The 20,350-nt window shown below is 45.3% G+C and carries 26 protein-coding genes and 1 pseudogene; 24 read left to right on the forward strand and 3 right to left on the reverse strand.

The genetic code is table 11. The annotated features are described in order from the left end of the window. Window positions 1-54: 54 nt before the first annotated feature. From DTHIO_RS18535 to DTHIO_RS18545, 3 genes and pseudogenes are all read left to right on the forward strand, one after another. Window positions 55-234, forward strand: a pseudogene (locus tag DTHIO_RS18535) (IS1380-like element ISDth1 family transposase); the annotation flags it as partial. Between the two features lie 442 nt (window positions 235-676). After that, the gene (locus DTHIO_RS22570; RefSeq protein ID WP_244156411.1) at window positions 677-778 is read left to right on the forward strand and encodes a toxin-antitoxin system HicB family antitoxin; all 102 of its coding nucleotides are present in this window, start codon (window positions 677-679) and stop codon (window positions 776-778) included. A gap of 819 nt (window positions 779-1,597) precedes the next feature. Then, entirely contained in the window at window positions 1,598-2,524 is a 927-nt protein-coding gene (locus DTHIO_RS18545) for a transposase (RefSeq protein ID WP_008871775.1), read from the forward strand. Window positions 2,525-2,552: 28 nt separating this feature from the next. Here the strand turns inward: DTHIO_RS18545 and DTHIO_RS18550 are convergent, their stop codons facing one another. Both DTHIO_RS18550 and DTHIO_RS18555 read right to left on the reverse strand, forming a co-directional pair. Continuing rightward, window positions 2,553-6,488, reverse strand: a complete 3,936-nt coding sequence (locus DTHIO_RS18550) for a C-terminal helicase domain-containing protein (protein ID WP_008871776.1) — start codon at window positions 6,486-6,488, stop codon at window positions 2,553-2,555. A gap of 12 nt (window positions 6,489-6,500) precedes the next feature. Beyond that, window positions 6,501-9,713, reverse strand: coding sequence for a hypothetical protein (locus DTHIO_RS18555; RefSeq protein WP_008871777.1), 3,213 nt, complete (start codon window positions 9,711-9,713; stop codon window positions 6,501-6,503). Window positions 9,714-10,312: 599 nt separating this feature from the next. Between DTHIO_RS18555 and DTHIO_RS20725 the strand changes: the two genes are divergently transcribed. Next, complete coding sequence (locus DTHIO_RS20725) at window positions 10,313-10,489, forward strand: DUF2283 domain-containing protein (RefSeq protein WP_083804055.1); 177 nt, start codon at window positions 10,313-10,315, stop codon at window positions 10,487-10,489. Here DTHIO_RS20725 and DTHIO_RS18565 read toward each other — a convergent pair. Then, entirely contained in the window at window positions 10,484-10,783 is a 300-nt protein-coding gene (locus DTHIO_RS18565) for a hypothetical protein (protein WP_008871779.1), read from the reverse strand. The genes DTHIO_RS20725 and DTHIO_RS18565 overlap by 6 nt on opposite strands. Before the next feature lie 275 nt (window positions 10,784-11,058). On the opposite strand from DTHIO_RS18565, the gene DTHIO_RS18575 reads away from it, so the two are divergent. The 20 genes from DTHIO_RS18575 (at window position 11,059) to DTHIO_RS18660 (ending at window position 20,252) form a co-directional block, all read left to right on the forward strand. Beyond that, window positions 11,059-11,274: a ribbon-helix-helix protein, CopG family gene (locus DTHIO_RS18575; RefSeq protein WP_008870489.1), complete on the forward strand. Its 216-nt coding sequence runs from the start codon at window positions 11,059-11,061 to the stop codon at window positions 11,272-11,274. Beyond that, on the forward strand, window positions 11,271-11,675 hold the full coding sequence (locus DTHIO_RS18580; RefSeq protein WP_008871780.1) for a putative toxin-antitoxin system toxin component, PIN family: 405 nt from the start codon (window positions 11,271-11,273) through the stop codon (window positions 11,673-11,675). The genes DTHIO_RS18575 and DTHIO_RS18580 overlap by 4 nt, the downstream gene beginning before the upstream one ends. A gap of 413 nt (window positions 11,676-12,088) precedes the next feature. Beyond that, a complete protein-coding gene (locus DTHIO_RS22160; protein WP_208596447.1) occupies window positions 12,089-12,364 on the forward strand; it encodes a hypothetical protein in 276 nt (91 codons plus the stop codon). Window positions 12,365-12,426: 62 nt separating this feature from the next. Beyond that, entirely contained in the window at window positions 12,427-12,621 is a 195-nt protein-coding gene (locus DTHIO_RS18590; RefSeq protein ID WP_008871782.1) for a hypothetical protein, read from the forward strand. Between the two features lie 241 nt (window positions 12,622-12,862). Next, window positions 12,863-12,991 carry a BrnT family toxin gene (locus tag DTHIO_RS22165; protein ID WP_008871784.1) on the forward strand — a complete coding sequence of 43 codons (129 nt, stop codon included), beginning with the start codon at window positions 12,863-12,865 and terminating at the stop codon, window positions 12,989-12,991. Window positions 12,992-13,003: 12 nt separating this feature from the next. After that, window positions 13,004-13,129, forward strand: a complete 126-nt coding sequence (locus DTHIO_RS23040) for a BrnT family toxin (protein WP_008871785.1) — start codon at window positions 13,004-13,006, stop codon at window positions 13,127-13,129. Beyond that, window positions 13,113-13,367: a BrnA antitoxin family protein gene (locus DTHIO_RS18600; protein ID WP_008871786.1), complete on the forward strand. Its 255-nt coding sequence runs from the start codon at window positions 13,113-13,115 to the stop codon at window positions 13,365-13,367. Before DTHIO_RS23040 ends, DTHIO_RS18600 begins: the two co-directional genes overlap by 17 nt. Window positions 13,368-13,611: 244 nt before the next feature. Then, window positions 13,612-13,821, forward strand: coding sequence for a RelB antitoxin-like protein (locus DTHIO_RS18605; RefSeq protein WP_008871787.1), 210 nt, complete (start codon window positions 13,612-13,614; stop codon window positions 13,819-13,821). Beyond that, window positions 13,808-14,068 (forward strand): type II toxin-antitoxin system RelE family toxin, encoded by a 261-nt coding sequence (locus DTHIO_RS18610; RefSeq protein ID WP_008871788.1) that lies wholly within the window; start codon window positions 13,808-13,810, stop codon window positions 14,066-14,068. The genes DTHIO_RS18605 and DTHIO_RS18610 overlap by 14 nt, the downstream gene beginning before the upstream one ends. A 545-nt stretch (window positions 14,069-14,613) precedes the next feature. Then, the gene (locus DTHIO_RS18615) at window positions 14,614-14,874 is read left to right on the forward strand and encodes a hypothetical protein (RefSeq protein WP_008871789.1); all 261 of its coding nucleotides are present in this window, start codon (window positions 14,614-14,616) and stop codon (window positions 14,872-14,874) included. 11 nt (window positions 14,875-14,885) lie between these two features. After that, the gene (locus tag DTHIO_RS18620; RefSeq protein WP_161598705.1) at window positions 14,886-15,275 is read left to right on the forward strand and encodes a type II toxin-antitoxin system VapC family toxin; all 390 of its coding nucleotides are present in this window, start codon (window positions 14,886-14,888) and stop codon (window positions 15,273-15,275) included. 19 nt (window positions 15,276-15,294) lie between these two features. Beyond that, window positions 15,295-15,501 (forward strand): hypothetical protein, encoded by a 207-nt coding sequence (locus tag DTHIO_RS21235; protein ID WP_144311576.1) that lies wholly within the window; start codon window positions 15,295-15,297, stop codon window positions 15,499-15,501. A gap of 392 nt (window positions 15,502-15,893) precedes the next feature. Beyond that, window positions 15,894-16,106: a hypothetical protein gene (locus DTHIO_RS18625; RefSeq protein ID WP_008871792.1), complete on the forward strand. Its 213-nt coding sequence runs from the start codon at window positions 15,894-15,896 to the stop codon at window positions 16,104-16,106. A 66-nt stretch (window positions 16,107-16,172) separates the two neighbouring features. After that, complete coding sequence (locus DTHIO_RS18630) at window positions 16,173-16,397, forward strand: hypothetical protein (RefSeq protein WP_008871793.1); 225 nt, start codon at window positions 16,173-16,175, stop codon at window positions 16,395-16,397. After that, window positions 16,381-16,638, forward strand: coding sequence for a Txe/YoeB family addiction module toxin (locus DTHIO_RS18635; protein ID WP_008871794.1), 258 nt, complete (start codon window positions 16,381-16,383; stop codon window positions 16,636-16,638). Before DTHIO_RS18630 ends, DTHIO_RS18635 begins: the two co-directional genes overlap by 17 nt. A gap of 417 nt (window positions 16,639-17,055) precedes the next feature. Continuing rightward, window positions 17,056-17,280, forward strand: a complete 225-nt coding sequence (locus DTHIO_RS18640; protein ID WP_008871795.1) for an addiction module protein — start codon at window positions 17,056-17,058, stop codon at window positions 17,278-17,280. Then, the gene (locus tag DTHIO_RS22770; RefSeq protein WP_008871796.1) at window positions 17,277-17,405 is read left to right on the forward strand and encodes a hypothetical protein; all 129 of its coding nucleotides are present in this window, start codon (window positions 17,277-17,279) and stop codon (window positions 17,403-17,405) included. The genes DTHIO_RS18640 and DTHIO_RS22770 overlap by 4 nt, the downstream gene beginning before the upstream one ends. A 208-nt stretch (window positions 17,406-17,613) precedes the next feature. Next, entirely contained in the window at window positions 17,614-17,847 is a 234-nt protein-coding gene (locus tag DTHIO_RS18645) for a DUF2283 domain-containing protein (RefSeq protein ID WP_008871798.1), read from the forward strand. Between the two features lie 374 nt (window positions 17,848-18,221). Then, window positions 18,222-18,710, forward strand: coding sequence for an ORF6N domain-containing protein (locus DTHIO_RS18650; protein WP_279614636.1), 489 nt, complete (start codon window positions 18,222-18,224; stop codon window positions 18,708-18,710). A gap of 585 nt (window positions 18,711-19,295) precedes the next feature. Then, complete coding sequence (locus DTHIO_RS18660; protein WP_008871800.1) at window positions 19,296-20,252, forward strand: HNH endonuclease; 957 nt, start codon at window positions 19,296-19,298, stop codon at window positions 20,250-20,252. Window positions 20,253-20,350 lie beyond the last annotated feature (98 nt).

The raw sequence follows: 20,350 nt of genomic DNA on the forward strand, positions 1-20,350 counted from the left end.
GCTCCAATAATAATTTACATATTTTGTAACAACGGATAAATCTATATATAATTGCAGTTCTTTATGAACGCTATGGGCATTAATCGTGTACCTTCTGCTGAAGCCTGCAGGCAGAACTTTCAAGAGCTGGCTTTGAACAAGGACCTGCAGACTATCCTGACCGCGCTTTCCATCAAGCTCTGGAAAAAGTCCGGAGCAAAAAATGAATACATCGAGAAAGACCAAATGCAGTGGGCGGGAGAGTGGGTTCACAAGCAAAAACCTTGGATGGTTTGTCAAACCGCATTCGGCAAGGGACAGCTTTTTCTTTAAAAATAAAGGTATTAAGTCACTCGAGAGCCTACTACTAATGAATTATTTTTATGTCAAACTAATTTTTTACATATTCATATAAATACAAATATCAGGTTAAACGGTTCTTCGGGCTATCAAAAAACTGGAGGGCAATCATGGCACAAAAAAGTGATAAATATAAATAAGGGTTACATGGTCTGAAGAGGATAATGAATATGTTGGACTATGTGCTGAATTTCCGAGCTCGAACTGGTTAGCGGATACGCCTGAGAAAGCTTTAAAGGGTATCAGGAAGACGGTGGCAGAGGTTATGTCTGATATGGGTGAAAACAGCGGAAAGATTCCTGAATCGATAGCGTGCAGGCGGTATAGTGGAAAGTTTATGGTGAGGATTCCGCCTTATGTCCACAGAAAGTCAGCTGTTCAGGCTGCCGAAGCCGGTATCAGCCCGAATCGTATTGCCAGCTCAAAGCTGAGTCAATAGAACCGGCACCACCGGGCTTTGACTTGCTCCGGATTGACTGAGAAGTTTAAGTTGGATACAGATATTTAGACTTACTCCTGAAGCCCTGTCATAAAAAACAATAACCACGCGCTTCGCGTGGCAGGCCTTAGACAGGATTAACAGGATGGTTAGGATAATCAGCCACCGGCCTGATGCCGCTGACTGAATTTACCATCCAGCACTCACTTTCTTCCGACATTCATGAGTGCCGCAAAAAAGTGAGTGCTGGAGTGATTACCTTTTGGCCTGGCTTCCGGCCAGGGCAAAAATGTTTTTCTCTTAATCAATCTCTTAATCTATGCCTGCCACGCGTCTTTGGCGTGGTTAATCCATGCCTGCCACGCGCTGCGCGTGGTCAAAAAACTCTTTTATTTCTTGGATTGCGGGCATGGCCCGCTTTAGAGACTCTATTCTTGAATCTGTTCAGGCAAAAGTCCTTGACCTTGCAAAAGCAAAAATGAATGGAACAGACAGGCCATGATGGATAAGAACCTGGAGACCCAGTTGTTTCCATTCTGGAAATAACTGCCGCTGACGGCAAGCGATACTGCCTGGTTGCAGACAGGCTCTCCCCACCTCTCCGGCAATCGCCTCACCGAATACCTTTGCAGGCCTGCAAGGCTGTTTTGCCTTGACAGGCACCCCCTGGTGTAATACTTTGTCTTACAAATTAACAGAATTTTGTTAACAGGAGGGCCAGCCATTAAATCAAAGGGACAGGTTCATATTTACAAACGACATCATCTCTGCTAAAAATATCTCCTACTCAGCAAGCATAAGACTTTCAGGAGGTTTACCATGCCGAGAATAGCCAGGTTTATTCGAGACAAACAGCCCACTATCTACCACATAGTTTCCAGAACAGCTTTGCAGGGCCTGCCCATCAAGGACAAAGACAATGACTTCCTGCTGGGACTGATCAAAAAGCTCAGTGCATTTTACTTTGTGGATGTGCTTGGGTTCGCACTTTTAGGAAATCATTTTCATCTGGTAATCCGCATATATCCTGAGTCTGATCCGACTGATGATGAGATCAGGGAAAGGCTGCAGAAATATTATGGTGATGGGCTTAAGGTTACGGGATTGCTTATTTCAGACTACCGCAAACGACTGACCGATCTGGGCGCTTATGTAAAGGATATCAAGCAGGGGTTTACCAGGTATTTCAACAAGAAGTATGGCCGCAGGGGTTTCTTCTGGGGGGATAGATTCAAGTCCATGATTGTTCAGGACGGGCTGAGCTTGGTTAACCTTCTGGCTTATGTGGACCTTAATCCTATTCGTGCTGGCATTGTGAAAAAGCCGGAGGACTACCGCTGGTGTTCTCTTGGCTACCATACTCAGACCGGGAATAAAGACGGCCTGCTGTCCATTGATTTTGGAATGAAGGAATGGAATGAGTTTGATCCATCAGAGATAGTCCGCAAATACAGGCAATTCGTATACGAAACAGGTGCTGTGGATGCCGGGAAAGGCAAGGTCATGGACAAAAAGATCGTGGAGAAGGCCAGGAAGAAGGGCTATAAAGTCAGCCGAGCAGAACGGTTTCGCTACCGTTGCAGATATTTTACTGATTCAGGCATTATCGGCGGCAAAGACTTTGTCCAGGAGGTCTTTGACCAGGTCAAGCACCTGCTTAAGTCAAAAGATGAGCGGAAATTTACTCCGGTTAAAGGGGTAGATGGGGTTTTTTCTATGAAGCGGCTTATGGAGGTTGTAGAGTAAAGCCTTTTGCCTGCCTCCTTGAGAGATGCTATTCTCGATCATTCAGCAAAAGCGTATTGAGCAGATTAAGCTCAGTACTGGCCATGAAGTACCGATCATCAAATATTATATCCAGCCTTGCCGGATCAGGGCTGCCAAGGGATATGGCAAATGGAAATGTTTCATATTCCGCAATTATGGGGATATAATGCCCGGCATGAGGCATGGTCCTGGAAAGGGCCTCTTTCCATTCTTCGGGATATTTTAAATTTACAGCTCTTTCCGAACCATCAATAACGGTCCTGCAGAACTGGGGATAGTTCAGGGGGAGGCTTAGCCAGACATGGCGTGAATAGATATTCTTCTGACTTGAATAGGTCAGTCGTATGCTTTCGTTCTGCCTGGCAATCAGCCTGTAAATATCCCAGGCATGTCGTCTGAGATCTGTATTAATCCGATTATTACTGCCGATGTGTTTAAGCTGGCCAGCAAAGCTTTTTTCTTTTCTGGTATAATCTGCTGAAAAAGTTTCAAACCTCTGGCTTTCCATGAATTTGCCGTCATCTTTTGACCAACTTTCAAGCCAGAAAGGCCCGATACAATAAATATTATCAGGCAGAACCGGGATACTGTCAGAGCTGCCTGGTATAAGCTTTCCCGTACTTGATTTTGCCTGCCTGATGAACTCTTTGATCTCCTGCATATCTGAAAAGCTTTTCTGCTCATTTAGAGGATTGTTCAGCTGAAAGTCATACCCTCCAAACAATTCAACAGCGTTTTTTACTGCTGCTGCCACCACCTTTTTTTCCTCTGTAAGGGTTTTTTCACGCAGCTTGAACGTGGTTCCTTCAGTAATGAAATCATGGACGGTCTTACTCATGCTGGTTGAAAGCTCAGAAAGACCGATCAACCCCACAGGAACTATTGCAAAGCGTTTGCGTGACATACCGGCATCACCGGTAATTCTGGTATGGATTGTACCCCGGAGCATTATAATCAGGGTCAGGAGATCGCTGCTTCGGCGAAGCCAGAGCCTGATGTCAGTCTTCATATCTTCTATGGGCAGAAAATCGTCAATAAGCATGACCAGCTCTCTTGGAACTTCATCGCAATTAATAACTTTTCCGGTTTCAGAATCAGTGCGGTGCCCTCTTCCCCTGTAGATCAGCTGCGCCAATTCCATCAGGCTGGACTCGATATTAAAACGCGGTATGGCGGCAATAATTCTCGTAGCCAGAGGAAAGGAAACTCCACGGGCTCCTGATGAGGTCATCAGAAAGACCCTTACTTTATCCCGGTTTTCCGGCTTTATTATTTGTTCTCTTTTGCTGGGCTCAACACTGGAGTCAATAATAGCCACTTCCCAAGGCTTGAACTCCAGCTGGTCTGAAATTTCAGCCGAGCGTTCCTCAAGAAGGCTGTCTCTGATTCTGGTGAGGAAGTCTTTGTGCTGAGCAAAAAAAATGGTCTGTCCTGCCCCTTTTCTCACAGATGCCATGATTTCATTTTTTGCACTGTTCAGCAGCAAATCTTCCGCCTGATCCCGTATTCTTTCCCGAATTGACATGGGGGTTCCATCCGGTCTTTCTCCAGGCTGGATATAGTGCAGCTTGCAGAGATACCTGACGGAAAGCTCGGTTGCAGGATAACTGTTGGTCATTATGTGCAGAACCTGCCTTGTTCTTCCCCCGATTTTAAAGGATGAAACTGCAGGTTTGAATGGATAAGATCCCGTGGATGGAGAGATGAGTACCTTTTCCGGAGCTCTGCTTTCGTTGGCCAGGTGACTTTCCATGATAAGCTCATTGCCCAGGCTGGCATCCGCAATAATAAGGTGTACTGTGAAAGGTGATCCTTCGGTGTCTCCGGCAAAAGGATCAATAAAATGCCTTTCCAGCCACTTTGTTATGGTATGAACAAAAAGAGATCCAGATCCATCCCCGGCCACCTCATCCAGCATGACCAGAATATTTGGAAATCTTTCGGCCATTTTGAAGCGTTCAGCTTTTCCAGGAACACTTTTTGGGTTGTCGTTGACAAAGATTTTGGAAAGGCTGTCTATGGTTGAGCCTTTGACAGTCTGTTTGTAGCTTTGCAGGGCTGCGGTCATTACAATTCTGTTTATTCCGGGGTTTTCCCGGGCCAGCGATCCAGCGCTGGTAGCAATTGTCCTTAATACTCCTGGAACCGGTTTTTCCTGGACCATGTCGGTTCGCTCATCCAGGCTGGTTTTTCTGTTGCGGGAAGCCCCTGAGTAAGATTCAATATAGTCTTCCATTTCCGGTCCGGCCATCCATATAGTTGAGCTGCCCGGAATAGTAAAATCATCTACACCTCTTACTATGGCAACACTGTTGATACGTGATTCTCCACCATCAACCTGGTAATAATGGGCGTATGCAGAAGCAGCATTGCTTATCAGTTTGGCATTTGTTGAAATGGTCAGAATGTCCTGCCCAGCGCTGCTGAACTTGGCATTGACATCCTTGTTGATGACCACTCTTGGGCTAAGGTACAGAAAAAGGTAGCCCTGCCGATCTGAGTCTGTAAGAAAGTTTTTGACTGCTGTGGTTTTTCCAATGCCTGGGTTTCCCTCTAAGGCCAGCACATTAACCTGGCCTTTTTTACCAGCCTTAAGCCCGGATACTACAGCTGCAGCATGCAGGTCTCTAAGCGTACTTTTACCTTTTGTGCTTAAACCGGAAAATTCTGTGCCAATTATCTCCCTGGCATTTTTTCCCGTCCTCTCGATAAAATAAGAATCTGTCTTTTCATCGCTGCCAATAAGATCTTCAACCTCTTGTGAATGAACAATTGTGCTGGGCAGATAAAACCTGTCCAGCTTTTCCTGAAAATCATAGCAGATACTCTGGCCGGGGATGGGGAGCTCGTTTAAGTTTTTGCACTGCTTTTTGAAATCCGCCGGCAGTGAAGCAAGAAGCTGATTAAAGGCCATTTTGATTTCTTTATTCAATGCTTGGTCAGACTGCTGCTGCGTGGAAAACTTATCTATTGATGTCTTTCGGTAGGTCTTGCCCAGCTGCTTCATCAGCATAGTTCGGGAATCATGAGTTTCACCAAGGTATTCTGCGGACAAAGATTCAATGCCTGCTGATGTTACAGCCATAACTTTGGTGTTGACTGGTCCTTTAAAGATATTCTGACTTTTCAACAATGTGAGGGTGGTGTCAACATAAGATGCTCCCTGGCACAACTTGTAAAAAGGTTTGTCCTTGCTGGTAAATGCTGCCAGGTGGCTTGAAAGTGTGGGTGAAAGGTCAAACTTACCTTGGCTGAGCTCGGCAGTTACCCTGGAAAAAACTCCTCTTTTGTCCATCATGCCAACATAGCGGCTAAGCTCTTCAAGATGATCGTTTTCTCTAGAATAATCATAGGTTGCCTGGGGACAGAAGTAAGAAAATTCAAGTACAAGAAGATTGTGGGTTATGCTGCCTTTTTTGTTTACTGTGACCATAAGCGTAAAGTCTGACCTGGCAGGACCTCCTTTCCATGCGAGAATTCCGGGATTATCAGTCAGGTCGAGATTGAAGCATTTCAGAAAATTTACTCCAACCTGCTGAAAAGAATCGTTATGTTCAGTAAGGCTATCTCTGTTTTTTCCAGGAAGGGCCAGGGGACACCAGATGGCGTCAAGGGTCAACTTGTCTTTTTTACGCACTTTCAGGCTGGATTTGAGCGTATTCAGCCATTGTCTTATGCATGACCATCCCAAACCATAGCCATTGATAAACATATGGGCCAATGCCTGTTCAGTATGTTCCTGCAAGGTCTGATCTATAATGCCGAGCTCCTGGAGCAGAGAGTTTTTAATGCTGGAGATCCTGCAGTTCTGCCAGTCTGACAGTTCCTGATGAGACAGGGAAAGAAGCTCTTCTTTGATTAAAAATGCCAGCACTCCTCTTTTGACGGCTATCTCAAACGCCTGACCCCATAATGAAGAAGTATCTGTGATTGACTGGTTCATTTCAATGATCCGTTAGGCGGTGCTTCTCAAAACAGATGTCACTCTGGACAATACCGCGGGAAAAGATATGATTACGTTAGGTTTGCCAGGTCCTTTGATGGCATGCATCTCGCCCAGCCCACCTATGCTTTGGGGGTTTATCCAGTCATACGGGTAAAGCTTGGGCTGGATACTTTTGTTGGACACAGGCTTTTCAGCGTGCAGATAGTGCAGGCCCCTCAAGGCTGTGATGATAGCTGGCCGCATTATTGATGACCTATCTGAGTCAATAATGGTAGCCCTTGCTTTTTCAGCCCATTCAACACTGGAAACACGCGAGTCAAACTCCAAGTAATAAGTACAGAATCCTGACTGAGGGCGTTCTTGTTCTGTTGCCACCACAAACAAAGTGGCAAAGGTATAAAAAGGTATTATTTCCCTGCCTGAGCTGATTTTATTCCTTGCCTGAAAACTGCTGTGATCACTTGCCCTCTGGACTTCAAAGGCTTCAGGATGTTTGCTTTGTCCTGAAATACGTATTGCCGGAAAAAAATCTCTACGAAAAAGATATAAGGTCAGTTCAGGAAATCTTTGGGCAGCTCTTTCAATAAAATCAGGCTTGGAATGAGGAGCATGGCGTTCAGCGGTTCTGCCGATTCGCCAGGTTCCATGGTGATGCCAAAGCAAAATAATATTTTTGCAGCCAACTCTCTCTAATCTGGATATTTCCTCAAAAACATATTTTGGATTATCAAACTCACTTTCTCCCAGTATATTTAAACGCGAAGGTCCTTCTTCCAGTATCATGGCTTGAAAGGGATCTGTCTGAAGAAAGGCTGTATAACTCTTGGAACTCATCAAAAACAATGAGTTACTTGTATCGCCGAATTGGTTGCATGGTCTGGTTGCATAGTTGAGTATTCCTATAGGCTCGAAATTGCTTACCTGTGCATTGCCTGCATCTGTTTTCATGACCAGGGGAAATCCGGACAAAATGGCAGAACTTGCTCCTGTATTGCTGTATTTACTTATTTTATCCAGCACCAGGCCCTGCATGAAAACGCTTGATTCGTGGCCAAGTGTAAGTTCAAGGGCCTTAAAAACAGCATAGATGGCTTCGCTGCCTGAGGGAGGTTTATCAGTGCCGCCTTTACCCTCTTTTTGCAGCCTGAGCATAAAAATTTTGGGCATTTCTTTGTGCTGGCCAGCAGAATTGATTGCAAGCTTTTCCCGAACCACCCACAGGGTAATCTGCATGAGTACGGCAAATAAAGTGACCAGAGCAGATCTCAACTGCATCTGTGCTTCTGATGGGTTTTCGCTCTTCAAAGAAAAAACTTCATCATCGACCTGGATAATGATCCCTCCAGTGTCACACCACTTAGGTACCCCTGCATCCATAACTGGAGTACCTGATAAGCCTCCGTCTGTAGGAGTGTGAGGGATTATTGAAACAGGCAGTATTGGCCCTTCAGGCTTTCTTTGAGCGGAAATGGAATAAGTCTTGGGATCATCCTGAACAAGAAGCAATTCGTTAAGTCTAGTTTTAATTTTAATGGAAAACAGCAATCCAGCAACAGTCGATGGCTTGGTGGTAATTTCAATATTTTTCAGCCAGGTTATCTTTTCATTTTCATTGTAGTCGGCAGGCTTGACAAAAAAATCTGTTGCCTCGCCTTCTGATGTGGCAAGTCTCTCCCAATCCACTACATCTTCCTGAACACAAATGTATAGATCTTCAATCTGACGTTCGGCCGATTTCAGTACCTGTCCGGACTTTTGCTGCAGTATTTTGATCAGGGCATTTGTGATTGATGAGTATGTACCTTCTTCTTCTAAGTCATTAAGTCTTTTAATTAACCTTTCAACTGGATCTATTTTAACATCACTTTGATTTAGAAATGATTTACATTTGAGAATAACATCATCAATTTTTAGAAAGTTCTGGGGAGATGGAAAAACCAGAGATAGGTATAATAACTCCATTATATTGTGTTTATGGTTTGCATTGTAAGTATTTTTAGAAAAATAAAGTTCATCTTTGATGCTGTCTATACGGGCAAGTATGGCTTTTTTCCCGGCCTCCGGGTTGATCCCGTTAACACGAAATCTATACCCTACCTCCCTTAGGAGATGGTTGCCATCTGATGATCTCGATTCAAAAAAATGAGATGAGGGGTGCGGCCATATGGGGAGGCATTTATAAAACAAGGCATTTCTTAACTTGTCAGATAGGTTGACTGTCCTGTCAAAAAGATTGATGCGGACAGAATTGCCAAGCTCAAACAATAATGTATCTTCTGTGTTCAAATATTTATTTTTTAATTCAAGGGCGTTATCAATATATCTGACCAGCAGGGCTGAGTCTCTATCTTTATTGCCCTTAGCGTGATCCCTGATTTCTTTCATTATTGCAAAGCTGACTTCCAGCCTGACCCTGGCTAGAACCTCATCTTCAAGAAAATTGTAAAACTTTTCTGTTTGACTCCCGGACCGCGCAGCTTCCTGATCAATATTGTTAATGATATCCTCGATTTCATCTTCCTCTGTCTCCATAATCTCAAGCTTTCTTCTAGCAGCAGTTTTGAAGTCATCCAACCATCCTGAAGCCTGCTTTTCTTCAATGCCGGTAATGACCCGAGCCACTTTTTTTGCATGACCGCTTTGCTTATGCTTTACTGGATCTGCAAAGGAAAGCTTGTTGAAAATCATGTTCATTTTTTCTGCGTCAAGCTTGTGTGATTTTAGGCTGCTGTTTATCTGAGCTACATAATCCTGAGCATTTTTAAAATATAAATCCTGCACATTGAGATTATTATCTTTCAGGCAGGATTCAATGAGCTTTTCTATTTTTCCCTTCAAGCCAAGTACAGATTTTGTTAAATCCTGCGCTTTGTCTGAATATATCTCCCCTCCAACAATGGTATCAATGGATTTCAGAGATAAATCAACATCTCTTATTAATCCTGAATTTTCAGAAGGTGTAAACTCCTGCGCAAAGTTTTTCCCTTTATCAATGCCTGACAGAATATTAACAGTGTTCATTATTAGGCTTGACGGCTGCTGCTTGCCTGAGTTGTTTTTTCTGGTCTTGCAGGAGAAGAAATTTTCAGCCTTGCTGTCAGATGTCAAATTGCCAAAATAGTCAAGTACCTTCGAAAGATAGTCAATTACACTGACCAGATCAATGGAAGGATTCTTTTTTCGGATAGATACGCTCGCCCCGGTCTTTGTAAAATTATCCATTTTTTCATCCTTTTAAAATAAAGGTATTGGTTTTTTGCACTATGGAGACAAAGATCATGAATGAATTTTAAAGAAAAGGTTGGGTTGACAATGAAAGGTGATGATGTCTTTTTTGTTTCTGCAAATGGTAAGCATATATTTTTTTGAGCAGAAAAATCTATACAAGTCAAGTTCAGAATATTGAAAATCCTGGTCAAAATTCAAAAGGACATATACTTATTTAATCACAGACTGGGAACAAAGATCCCAGTTAACCCCGCTTTGTGGGTCATTTAGTGAATTTCCGGGTATATGCGGCTTGTTATCCATAGATTTTTGCATAAAGGAATGGAATGAATTCAATCCATCAGTTCATACCGACAGGTTGATTGACTATTTGTCAAGCTGAAGCCTAAACTGGGTAAAAATCCTACTACCCTGACGGCCAGCCTCCCTAAACATCAAGAAGAAGCAAATCGTTTGGGTTGGGTGCAGATGTCATCGCTTCTCAGCTTAAACAGCCCAGACACATTATTTGGCAGGCTCAGCACCCAGCCATGTGCGGCGAAGCCGCCTGCTCGTCACATCCCTGGCGGACTGCAACAGATCTTTTGTCTGATATGAGTGAGAACAACGAAAAGATTCCTGAACCGATTGTATCTGATGACGAAGAGGCCGGCAGCGTGGAGGTCACTCCAAACATAACGGCGGAGCTTAATAACAGAGGCGAGCTCATCGGTATTGAGATTCTGGGAGCAAGCACCTTCATTAGACTTACTCCTGAAACCCTGTCATAAAAAACAATAACCACGCGCTTCGCGTGGCAGGCCTTTGAACCGCAAAGCCGCTAAGTACGCAAAGTTATAGACGCGAAGCAGGTCTATTGTCCAAAACCGGGACACGGTTTTGGACAAGGCTGCCTTTTCATTTGCCGCAAGCCCGGCAAATGAAAAAAACCTTCCTGCCTTCCTTTGCGACCTTTGCGTCTTGAGTGACCACGCCAGGGCGTGGGAACGGGCGGTTAAGGAGTCTTTATTTCTTGGGTTGCGGGCATGGCCCGCTTTAGAGACTCTATTCTTGAATCTGTTCATGCAAAAGTCCTTGACCTTGCAAAAGCAAAAATGAATGGAACAGACAGGCCATGATGGATAAGAACCTGGAGACCCAGTTGTTTCCATTTTGGAAATAACTGCCGCTGACGGCAAGCGATACTGCCTGGTTGCAGACAGGCTCTCCCCTCCTCTCCGGCAATCGCCTCACCGAATACCTTTGCAGGCCTGCAAGGCTGTTTTGCCTTGACAGGCACCCCCTGGTGTAATACTTTGTCTTACAAATTAACAGAATTTTGGTAACAGGAGGGCCAGCCATGACTACTCTTACTGTTCGCCTGCCGGAAAGCATGAAAAACGAGCTTGACCAGCTCAGCCGTGCAGAAAACAGGGCGGTCAGCGATATTGTCCGGGAATCGCTGAAACGTTATATCGCAGTGGAAAAATTTCGCTCTGTGCGCGGGAAGATTTTGCCTTTTGCCGAGGCACAAGGCCTGCTGACTGATGAGGATGTATTCAAGGCCCTGTCATGAGGGTTGTTCTTGATGCCAACGTCATTATCGCGGCTGCAGCCGCCCGCGGGGTTTGCGAGGCGGTTTTTGAGCTTTGCCTGGAGCAACATCAGCTCATCATCTGCGAAGGCCTGTTGCGGGAAATAGATGAAAAGCTGCGATTCAAAATCAATGTCCCTGCTCCTGTTGTTGCCGAGTACCTGCAATTGCTGCGCAATAATACAGAAACCGTGACACCTTCGGCAGTTGATCCGGAAAGCTGCCGCGATCCGGACGATCTGGTGATCCCTGGTCTGGTTTCACCAGGAAATGTGGAGGCAATTGTCACCGGCGACCAGGACCTGCTGGTGCCGGGCAGCTATGAGAAAGCGCGGATTATCTCCCCGCGTGAATTCTGGGAGCAGGAAAGGCGCGGCCGTTAGTCCCGGGGTAACGGGACATGCTCTGGCCGGGAGAGCGCGGCTTTCAACTGCACAGGCCTGGAACGTTCTCCCGGTCTGACCGCCCTGGCCAGGCAGCTATTCAGGCCTGCCGGTAATTGCAGCTGACTTTGAATCCTCTGATTTCATCCGCATGCACATGGATGAGTTCATGTACGCTTGAGCTATAGCTTAAGTTTATAATTTAGCACCAATGTCAGACTTAATGATGCAATCAAATGAGCCAGTCGAAAATCATAATCATTGCCGGGCCAAACGGTGCAGGTAAAACCACATTTGCCCAGGAGTTTCTTCCCGGTGAGGCAAATTGCCTCACGTTCATCAACTCCGACCTGATTGCCGCCGGGCTGGCCCCATTTAATCCTGAAAGGGCTGCATTTAAGGCCGGGAGGTTGATGCTTGAAGAAATTTTTGAAAATGTACGCAAATCCCGCAGTTTTTCTTTTGAAACAACTTTAAGCGGAAGTTCTTATTCAAGGCATATTCCTGAGTGGAGATCTGCCGGGTACAAGGTCAAGCTTTTTTATCTCAGGCTGGCAACACCTGAGCTGGCAATTGTCAGAGTAAGAAACAGGGTTATTATGGGTGGCCATGATGTTCCAGAACAATTATCCGCAGGAGATTTATCAGGGGCTGGGAAAATTTTGAGAATATATACAAGAAAATTGTAGATGAATGGGCCTTGTTTGATAATTCGGGAAACAGGCCGATAATCATAGATGAGGGATAACTTATGGAAATAACGCATGATAAGATGAAGCCCAAAAAAAAGAGGGACATGGACATGATAAACGCTGAAGCCGCTTTAATACGGGCAGCCAGGAGAGCCAGAGAGAGGGCCTGGTCCGCCGGCATTGGGGTTGTTTATCTCAAGGACGGCAGAATTGTTGAAGAAATGTCTGACGGTACCATTAAGTATTGTCAGTGATTGAAGGCACAGCGTACACACTTAGACACTTTTCCCTTGAACTGTAGTGGTTTTTCTGTTCAAATTCCGCAGGTTAGAACAATGGATACCTGGATAAGTTTTTTTGCGAAGGTAGTCCCGATGTCCCACACAAAGACCATGATTTACAGCTTGGAAATAACCCTCCCATTGAGAGAACCCAGGTTCGACATAAAACAGATTGACATATGCATACAAATGTACATATTGAGAAGCAGGCGTCATGTTTGAATGGGACGAATTAAAGGCTTTGGCAAACAAGACCAGACACGGGATTTCATTTGCCGGTACGTTCGCTGTTTTTGAAGACCCCAATGCTTTAACTGTTGAGGAATATCATCACCATGAGTAGAGATATGTTACTATGGGCATGGACGCCTTTGGCCGGGTGCTGATCGTGGTGTATGCATGGCGTGGAGACAGGATAAGGATTATTTCCGCACGAAAGGCAGTGCGTCAAGAGGTGAAAATTTATGAAGGACCAATATGATTTCAGTAAAGGGAAACGGGGAGCAGTTACACCTGCCTCCGGAAATAAGGTCAGGATAACCATTCGTCTTGACAGCGATATAGTAGACTGGTTCAGGTCGAGGGTAGAGGAAAAAGGCGGGGGCAACTACCAGACCATGTTGAATCAAGCCCTCAGATCATATATTGATCAACAGGGCCAGCCCCTTGAGGATGTTCTACGCCGTGTGCTCCGTGAGGAACTGAACTCTGCTCAATAGAGCCTTGATCTGGAGTCAGAATAATAATTCAGACTAATGCCTGGCCATTTTATAAGCAACCCTTTTTACTTAAAACTTAAACCTTGATCACTCAATCCTTTGCCTCAGCCCTCTTGTCCAGCCGCGCAGATTATGGCAGGTAATATTCAGGTTTTGAGATCAGGACGGTTTAGGTTTGCAGATCCCCATAGCCCATGGAGGCTGAAACAATTTTGTACAAAAATAATAATCATAGAAAAATGTCATGCTAAAAATAACAAAGCATATTGTTTATGATGAATATCATAATCCGGTGGCCATTCAGATCCCAATTCAGGAGTTTGAATACCTGGAAGAGATTATTGAAAACCATGGACTTGCCCGGTTGATGGAGGAAGCAGCGGATGAGGAAAAGCTTTCAGTCAATGAGGCCAAAGATTATTATCAATCCTTGAAGCAGCATGTGGAAAGTTGAATACAGGAAACGCTTTTTGAAAGAGCTTGCCGGGCTCCCTCTCCATGTTCAAGCCAGGGCTGAAAAGCTGGTCTTTGAAGAGCTTCATGCGGGAGAAAACCCTTTTGAACTTGAGTTGCTCGAACATATGAAAGGATACCCAGGCAAATATAAAATCCAAATTGGCCAGTACAGGATTGGAGTTTCACTGAAAAAAATGATAGACTCATTATCTGTGAACGAATTGCCCATGCAAGGATATTTATAAGCTGTTCCCTTAAAAATGCTTCAAAACTTTGATTGGATACACGCATCTTTTCCCCGGCCCCAGGCCGGATCTCTTTTCGCTGCCAGCCCACGGCCGACTACTGACCGCTGACCACTGACTACTGTCAACTGATTCAGGCTTGATCTGGGTTTGCTTTTCTGTTCAAATTCCGCAGGTTAATAAAACCGATTCCCGGATGAGGTTGGTTGAATTCTGGATACGTAAACTCGACTGCAAAAAGTCCTTGCTTGTCAGGCTTCTTCGCGTGACAGGAGTCAAAAGACAGGTGACAGGAATCCCCAGGAACCCCCTATCTTCGATAGGGAGCCATTCTGGCTGTTCCATCACGCCGCAGGCGTGACAAACAGTAAAAGCAAAGAGTATAGAATTGGTTTGATCCTTCCTGAATTCTTAATTGCCTGACTTTTTGCAAGCGCATCTTGGTAGCATATAAAAGTTTTTGAGAATCTTTTGCTGGTGCAGGCACTACCACTCATGACCCCTTGAATACCTACAGAACTTTAGACTCGCCATAGGAGGAAAACATGCAGATAACCCAAAGAAGCGAATATGAAAAACTCGTGCTTCAGGAGATAAAAGACCTCCCTGAATCTGAAATACAAAAAATTATTAAAATGATTCAGTTTTTAAAGAAGGAAGTCCTTCAGCATGATAAGCCGGAAGATGAGGATTACCTGGAATTCTGGGACAGTTTCGGCAGCTGGAAGGATGAACGGACAGCTGAAGAGATTATAAAGGATATCTATGAAACCCGCAGGTCTTCTTCCAGGGATATCAGTCTATGAGCAGATACATTTTGGACACGGACATCTGCATATACTGGCTGAAAGGAAGTGAGCAGCTTAAGAAAAAGATTCAGCAGGTTGGGCCTGAAAAGCTTGGGGTTGCAATATTTTCTCTGGCTGAACTCCTCTACGGCGCTTACCACTCGCAGCGTGTAGAGCAAAATATCATGGATATCCAAAGGTTCACATCTAAAATCAAAGTTTTCGGATTTGATGATGATGCAGCAAATTTTTTCGGCAAAATTAAGGCTGGGCTTCGCAAAAAAGGGCAGATCATTGAAGATCTGGATATTCTTATTGCTTCAACTGTCCTGAGTCATGGTGCTGTTCTGGTGACTAACAACACATCGCATTTTGCCAGAATAAATGGTTTGCGTCATGAAAACTGGCTTGAGCAGTAAGCACAGTGGAGGTTTACAGGTGAAGCAGGCAAAGAAACCGGGCAAATATCCGATATCCGATATCCGACGTCCGGTTACTGATTCAGGCTTGATCATTCTTGATTTTTCTGAAGTTCCAAAGGTTAGAACAACTGCTCCCTGGATGAGTTTTGTTCTGCGGAAACGGGCCGCAAAAACAGGCTCAACAGCCCTGCTGTTGCCGGGCAGGACGCTCGGCACGCTTTAAGCGAACAAACGAGGTTGATTCATGCCCATCCCTGACTTCCAGTGTTGCAGTTCCTTATCCATCCTGGCACGCTGATGTCCTGCGGGAGAGGGAAATAGAATATAAAGAAGGATCGTCCGGATTCACAGACTGGCCCGAAGCAAAAAAGAGAATCCGGAACCAATTGAAATGAATATCCGGATTCTTGAGAGCGGTAGCCTTGATTTGGAGTCAGAATAATAATTCAGACTAATGCCTGGCCATTTTATAAGCAACCCTTTTTACTTAAAACTTAAACCTTGATCACTCAATCCTTTGCCTCAGCCCTCTTGTCCAGCCGCGCAGATTATGGCAGGTAATATTCAGGTTTTGAGGTCTTTGAGGAAAACATAAACTAATTGTGAGGTTTTAATATGGGCGCCGTGATCAGAACTCTTGTTGACGACTTTCAGGGGCTTCCTCTGGAGGACCAGGAATATGTGGCTGAGTTAATACAAAAGCAGCTCATTGAGTCCCGAAGAGAATATCTTGCCAAAAGGGTATCCGAAGCAAAGGCAAACTATAGATCCGGCCAGTGTAAATCCGGTTCATTCAAGGAATTGATGGAGGATATTGAAAGTGATTGAATGGGTTGGGGGCATGGCCCGCGTTAGACAATGTGAGAGTTTAAACAGTATTCAAAGAGGTTAATGATGAGTATTCAATATATTGTCAATGAGTCAGGAGTCCCAACTGCTGTAGTTGTTTCCATAGAGGAATGGGAAATGCTCCTGGATAAAGTCCGAAAGATGGAACCTGAGAGGGACGACACTGAGTATTTATTGCAAAGCGAGACCATGAAAAAGCGACTTTTGGAGGCCAGAAGTCGCTCAGGCGGCAAAAGCTGGGAAGAGGTCCAGGATGCGCTTGGTATTTGACGACCACGCATTTGAGGATTTTTCCTGGTTTATTTCCAATGATCCAAAGCTGGCTAAAAAGACTATAGCCCTGATTCAGGATATAAAACGGACTCCGTTCAAGGGGATTGGCAAACCAGAGCCGCTGAAACATGAGTTGTCAGGTTGCTGGTCACGAAGGATTAATACGGAACATCGACTGGTATATCAAGTCACAGAAGAGGAAATCAGAATATTGGCTTGCCGGTATCACTATAAGTAAACCTGGACAGGTTCATTATCCGTCGGTGAACGGATTGCCTGCCGCAAGGATATTTATAAACTTCAACTGGTTCCTTAGAAATACTTCAAAGTTTTGACTGGACACACGCATCTTTTCCCGCCCTCAGCCCGGATAGCTTTTCGCTGCCTGCCGACGTCAGACCTCTGGTCTCCGACTTCCAACCTCTGCCCCTTAACCCTCGACCCATGCCTGCAGCCTGTTTTTCACATAAAACTTAACCACTTTTCCCTTGAACTGTATTGATTTTTCTGTTCAAATTCCGCAGATAAGAACAATGGATAACTTGAGTCTTGTTTTGAGACCAGACAGGTAATGAGGAGCAGCAAGATGACTGAGGCCGTTCCCCTGTAAATGAGAACAGGGCTTTCACAAGCATCAAATATGATTGGAGGTGCTATGAGTACAATAACAGCAGACATTCTTGAACTCAGCGTTGCTGAACGGCTTCAACTGGTGGAAGACATATGGGACAGCATTGCTGCAGTCCCGGAGGCTGTTCCACTCAACGAAGATCAGAAGAAGGAACTGGATCGCCGGCTGGAAGCGTATCACTTGGATCCTGAAGCCGGGTCTCCGTGGATTGAAGTCAGGGAGCGGCTTCGTACCCGGTCAGGATCATGAAGAAACCACTGATCGTCAGAGCGGAAGCTGAAGCTGATCTGGCAGAGGCATTTCAGTGGGGAAAAGCAGCCATCGAATTTACAAAACTTCCTGGTGGCCTGATGGGCCTGGAGTTGGCCTGGTGAGTTAACAGCCTGCAAAAAAGATTGACCATTTACAGACACTAGGGTTACTTCTATATTTATCAATATGTTGATCAGATGAGAGGATCGGTAGTGGAGCCGCTGGAAATTTTCTGGACCGAATATATGAAATATCGAGTTGAACTCCGTGGCTATGATTTTGCCATGGTTGAAGATATTCTGAGATACTCTCCTGAACGATACGTAGACTATGAATAAAACACGTCTGGCATATTTTGAAGAGGATGACGTACTTCATCTTGTTGTATCTGATGATGAAGAGGCCGGCAGCGTGGAGGTCAGTCCAAACATAACAACGGAGCTTAATAACAGAGGAGAACTTATCGGTATTGAGATTCTGGGAGCAAGTACCTTCATTAGAGACTCTGTTCTTGAATCTGTTCATGCAAAAATCCTTGATCTTGCCAAAGCAAAAACGGCCTGAATTCAGGGCCTGCAGTCCCTCGGGTTTTTCAACCAGTCCTTTCCGGACTGTCCTGTCCAGCATCCATTAAATAGTTTTCATCCGGAAAGGGTTCTTTTTCCCTTTGGCTGCGCCCGCCACGCGCCTCGCGTGGTCAAACTGACATCTGATATCTGATGTCTGGTTAAAGACGTCTGTCATCCGACCTCAGATTTCCGATGTCCGACTACTGACAACTGATTCAGGCTTGATCTGTATTGATTTTTCTGTTCAAATTCCACAGGTTAGAACAATGGAAACCTGGATGGATTTTGTTTTGAGACCAGGCAGGAAAGAGGAGCAGCAAGATGACTGATATCACTGTACCCATGGAGACAATTACCGGAAAGATCTTTATGCTGCGTGGAATGAAGGTCATGCTGGATCGCGATTTGGCAGAACTTTACGGAGTTGAGACCAGGATATTAAAACAAGCGGTAAGAAGAAACAGCGAAAGGTTTCCTGATGATTTCATGTTTGAACTGTCTCAGGAAGAGTTTAAAAATTGGAGGTCACAATTTGTGATCTCCAATTCGGATAAGATGGGACTACGGTATCCGCCTATGGCTTTTACAGAGCAGGGTGTTGCCATGCTTTCTTCAGTGCTTAACAGCAAACGGTCGATTCAAGTAAACATCCAGATCATGCGGGCCTTTACCCAGCTCAGGCAGATGCTGGCCTCGCATGAAGATTTGAGACAAAAAATCGAAGAAATGGAATCAAAATACGATGAACAGTTCCAGGTTGTGTTTCAGGCCATACAGGAGCTTTTGGATAAAGATCAACAGCCCGGAAAAAAGATTGGATTCCTCAAGGAAGATCAAACTGAATACGAAACAGACTAATATTCGCCTGTCCTTATTCTAGACTGCTTTCAAAATGATTTTAATCAGCGTAAATCAGTGAGATCAGCGGCTGAAAATCTTCTTTCTTCTTGCATCTGATAAGATTCAAACGGAAGACAAAGAATATCAGCCGCTGATTGCGCAGATCTTCGCAGATAAGAAAAGCGTTGCCAAAGAGTTGATAATAGAGAACATAAAGATCATCTTGATTGCAAATTGGAATTATGAGCACCCGATTCTACCATACCCACGCACAAGACTACTTCAACCAGACTATAGAGGTTGATCCTTCCTCGTTTCCCGCTCCCAGCCCGGTTATTTTTTCGCTGCCTGCCGACGTCAGACCTCTGATCTCCGACTTCCGACCTCTGCCCCCTTGCCCCTTAACCCTCGGCCCATGCCTGTTTCCTGCTTTTCACATAGAACTTAACCACTTAAAACTTAACCACTTTTCCCTTGATCATTCTTGAATTTTCTGTTCTAATTTCACAGGTTAGAACAATGGATAACCAGATGAGTTTTGTTCTGCGGAAACGGGCCTGCTGACCTGTAGAAAGCCCCCTTAATCACAAGGTTTTGCCCTGCATGACAAGCGACTACCTGCAAAAGCTGGCCCGGCTGCGCACGGATGCAAACCGCAGCCGCTGGACAGAGGTCACTGCCCACCGCGCCCCGCACAAGCCCTTTCTGCTTTTGTCGGTAATGGACCTGGCCGCCCAGGGCGAACTGACTTCCCCATTTATTGAACCCGGCTTTGACCTCATTGAACGCTTTGCCAGGTACTGGGACCTGGTGCGTCCTCCCAGCGGCAAGTGCAACATGGCCTATCCCTTCTTTCATATGCGCAGCGAGGGGTTCTGGCACCTGGTTCCCGGGCCTGGAAAAGAAAACCAGGTCCACGAAGGCATCACATCTTCCATAACCAGGCTGAAAACAGTGGTTTTGGGCGCTGAACTTGACCCGGAGCTGTTTCAGCTGATTTCCGAACACAAAAGCAGGGAAGAACTCAGGGCTGTTGTCCTGCATACGTATTTTGCCCCGGAAGTCCGGGAAAAGCTTCTGCTGGAAGCATCTGAAAATCAGCAGGCTTATGAATACAGCCGGAAACTTCTCAAGGCCGCAGAAAAGACCCTGCCCTACGGCTCTGATAAACCCGCCAATATCAGGGACCAGGGTTTCCGCAAGGCGGTCATGACTCTGTACGCTCACCGCTGCGCCCTGTGCGGCATCCGCATGCTCACCCCGGAAGGCCACACCATAGTTGAAGCAGCCCACATAAGGCCCTGGTCGGATACAAGCGATGACCGTCCAGCCAACGGCATGGCCCTGTGCAGGCTCTGTCACTGGAGCTTCGACAGGGGATTCATGGGTGTGGGCAAAGAGTATGAAGTTCTGATTTCTCCTCTGTCCAGGCAGGAACACAACAACCCCGGCCCCATCATGACTCTGGATCACAGGCCGATCTTCAAGCCATCAGATGAGAGACACATCCCGGATCAGGAGTGCCTGGGCTGGCACAGGCGAGAGGTGTTCAGGACATGAGCCTCCAGGATTTTTAGATGGGTTCAGCTAGGAACCATGGGTCTAAGGCAAACGGTTTTTAAATATGAAAAACGCAAATAAAGTATACCATGTCCGTT

This window comes from Desulfonatronospira thiodismutans ASO3-1 (assembly GCF_000174435.1).
Classification (GTDB): domain Bacteria; phylum Desulfobacterota; class Desulfovibrionia; order Desulfovibrionales; family Desulfonatronovibrionaceae; genus Desulfonatronospira; species Desulfonatronospira thiodismutans.

Coding starts and splice junctions, on each gene's coding strand:
- DTHIO_RS22570 (WP_244156411.1), top strand. CDS start 677: ATGGTGAGGATTCCGCCTTATGTCCACAGAAAGTCAGCTGTTCAGGCT.
- DTHIO_RS18545 (WP_008871775.1), top strand. CDS start 1,598: ATGCCGAGAATAGCCAGGTTTATTCGAGACAAACAGCCCACTATCTAC.
- DTHIO_RS18550 (WP_008871776.1), bottom strand. CDS start 6,488: ATGAACCAGTCAATCACAGATACTTCTTCATTATGGGGTCAGGCGTTT.
- DTHIO_RS18555 (WP_008871777.1), bottom strand. CDS start 9,713: ATGGATAATTTTACAAAGACCGGGGCGAGCGTATCTATCCGAAAAAAG.
- DTHIO_RS20725 (WP_083804055.1), top strand. CDS start 10,313: ATGAGTGAGAACAACGAAAAGATTCCTGAACCGATTGTATCTGATGAC.
- DTHIO_RS18565 (WP_008871779.1), bottom strand. CDS start 10,783: ATGAACAGATTCAAGAATAGAGTCTCTAAAGCGGGCCATGCCCGCAAC.
- DTHIO_RS18575 (WP_008870489.1), top strand. CDS start 11,059: ATGACTACTCTTACTGTTCGCCTGCCGGAAAGCATGAAAAACGAGCTT.
- DTHIO_RS18580 (WP_008871780.1), top strand. CDS start 11,271: ATGAGGGTTGTTCTTGATGCCAACGTCATTATCGCGGCTGCAGCCGCC.
- DTHIO_RS22160 (WP_208596447.1), top strand. CDS start 12,089: ATGCTTGAAGAAATTTTTGAAAATGTACGCAAATCCCGCAGTTTTTCT.
- DTHIO_RS18590 (WP_008871782.1), top strand. CDS start 12,427: ATGGAAATAACGCATGATAAGATGAAGCCCAAAAAAAAGAGGGACATG.
- DTHIO_RS22165 (WP_008871784.1), top strand. CDS start 12,863: ATGTTTGAATGGGACGAATTAAAGGCTTTGGCAAACAAGACCAGACAC.
- DTHIO_RS23040 (WP_008871785.1), top strand. CDS start 13,004: ATGGGCATGGACGCCTTTGGCCGGGTGCTGATCGTGGTGTATGCATGG.
- DTHIO_RS18600 (WP_008871786.1), top strand. CDS start 13,113: ATGAAGGACCAATATGATTTCAGTAAAGGGAAACGGGGAGCAGTTACA.
- DTHIO_RS18605 (WP_008871787.1), top strand. CDS start 13,612: ATGCTAAAAATAACAAAGCATATTGTTTATGATGAATATCATAATCCG.
- DTHIO_RS18610 (WP_008871788.1), top strand. CDS start 13,808: ATGTGGAAAGTTGAATACAGGAAACGCTTTTTGAAAGAGCTTGCCGGG.
- DTHIO_RS18615 (WP_008871789.1), top strand. CDS start 14,614: ATGCAGATAACCCAAAGAAGCGAATATGAAAAACTCGTGCTTCAGGAG.
- DTHIO_RS18625 (WP_008871792.1), top strand. CDS start 15,894: ATGGGCGCCGTGATCAGAACTCTTGTTGACGACTTTCAGGGGCTTCCT.
- DTHIO_RS18630 (WP_008871793.1), top strand. CDS start 16,173: ATGAGTATTCAATATATTGTCAATGAGTCAGGAGTCCCAACTGCTGTA.
- DTHIO_RS18635 (WP_008871794.1), top strand. CDS start 16,381: ATGCGCTTGGTATTTGACGACCACGCATTTGAGGATTTTTCCTGGTTT.
- DTHIO_RS18640 (WP_008871795.1), top strand. CDS start 17,056: ATGAGTACAATAACAGCAGACATTCTTGAACTCAGCGTTGCTGAACGG.
- DTHIO_RS22770 (WP_008871796.1), top strand. CDS start 17,277: ATGAAGAAACCACTGATCGTCAGAGCGGAAGCTGAAGCTGATCTGGCA.
- DTHIO_RS18645 (WP_008871798.1), top strand. CDS start 17,614: ATGAATAAAACACGTCTGGCATATTTTGAAGAGGATGACGTACTTCAT.
- DTHIO_RS18650 (WP_279614636.1), top strand. CDS start 18,222: ATGCTGCGTGGAATGAAGGTCATGCTGGATCGCGATTTGGCAGAACTT.
- DTHIO_RS18660 (WP_008871800.1), top strand. CDS start 19,296: ATGACAAGCGACTACCTGCAAAAGCTGGCCCGGCTGCGCACGGATGCA.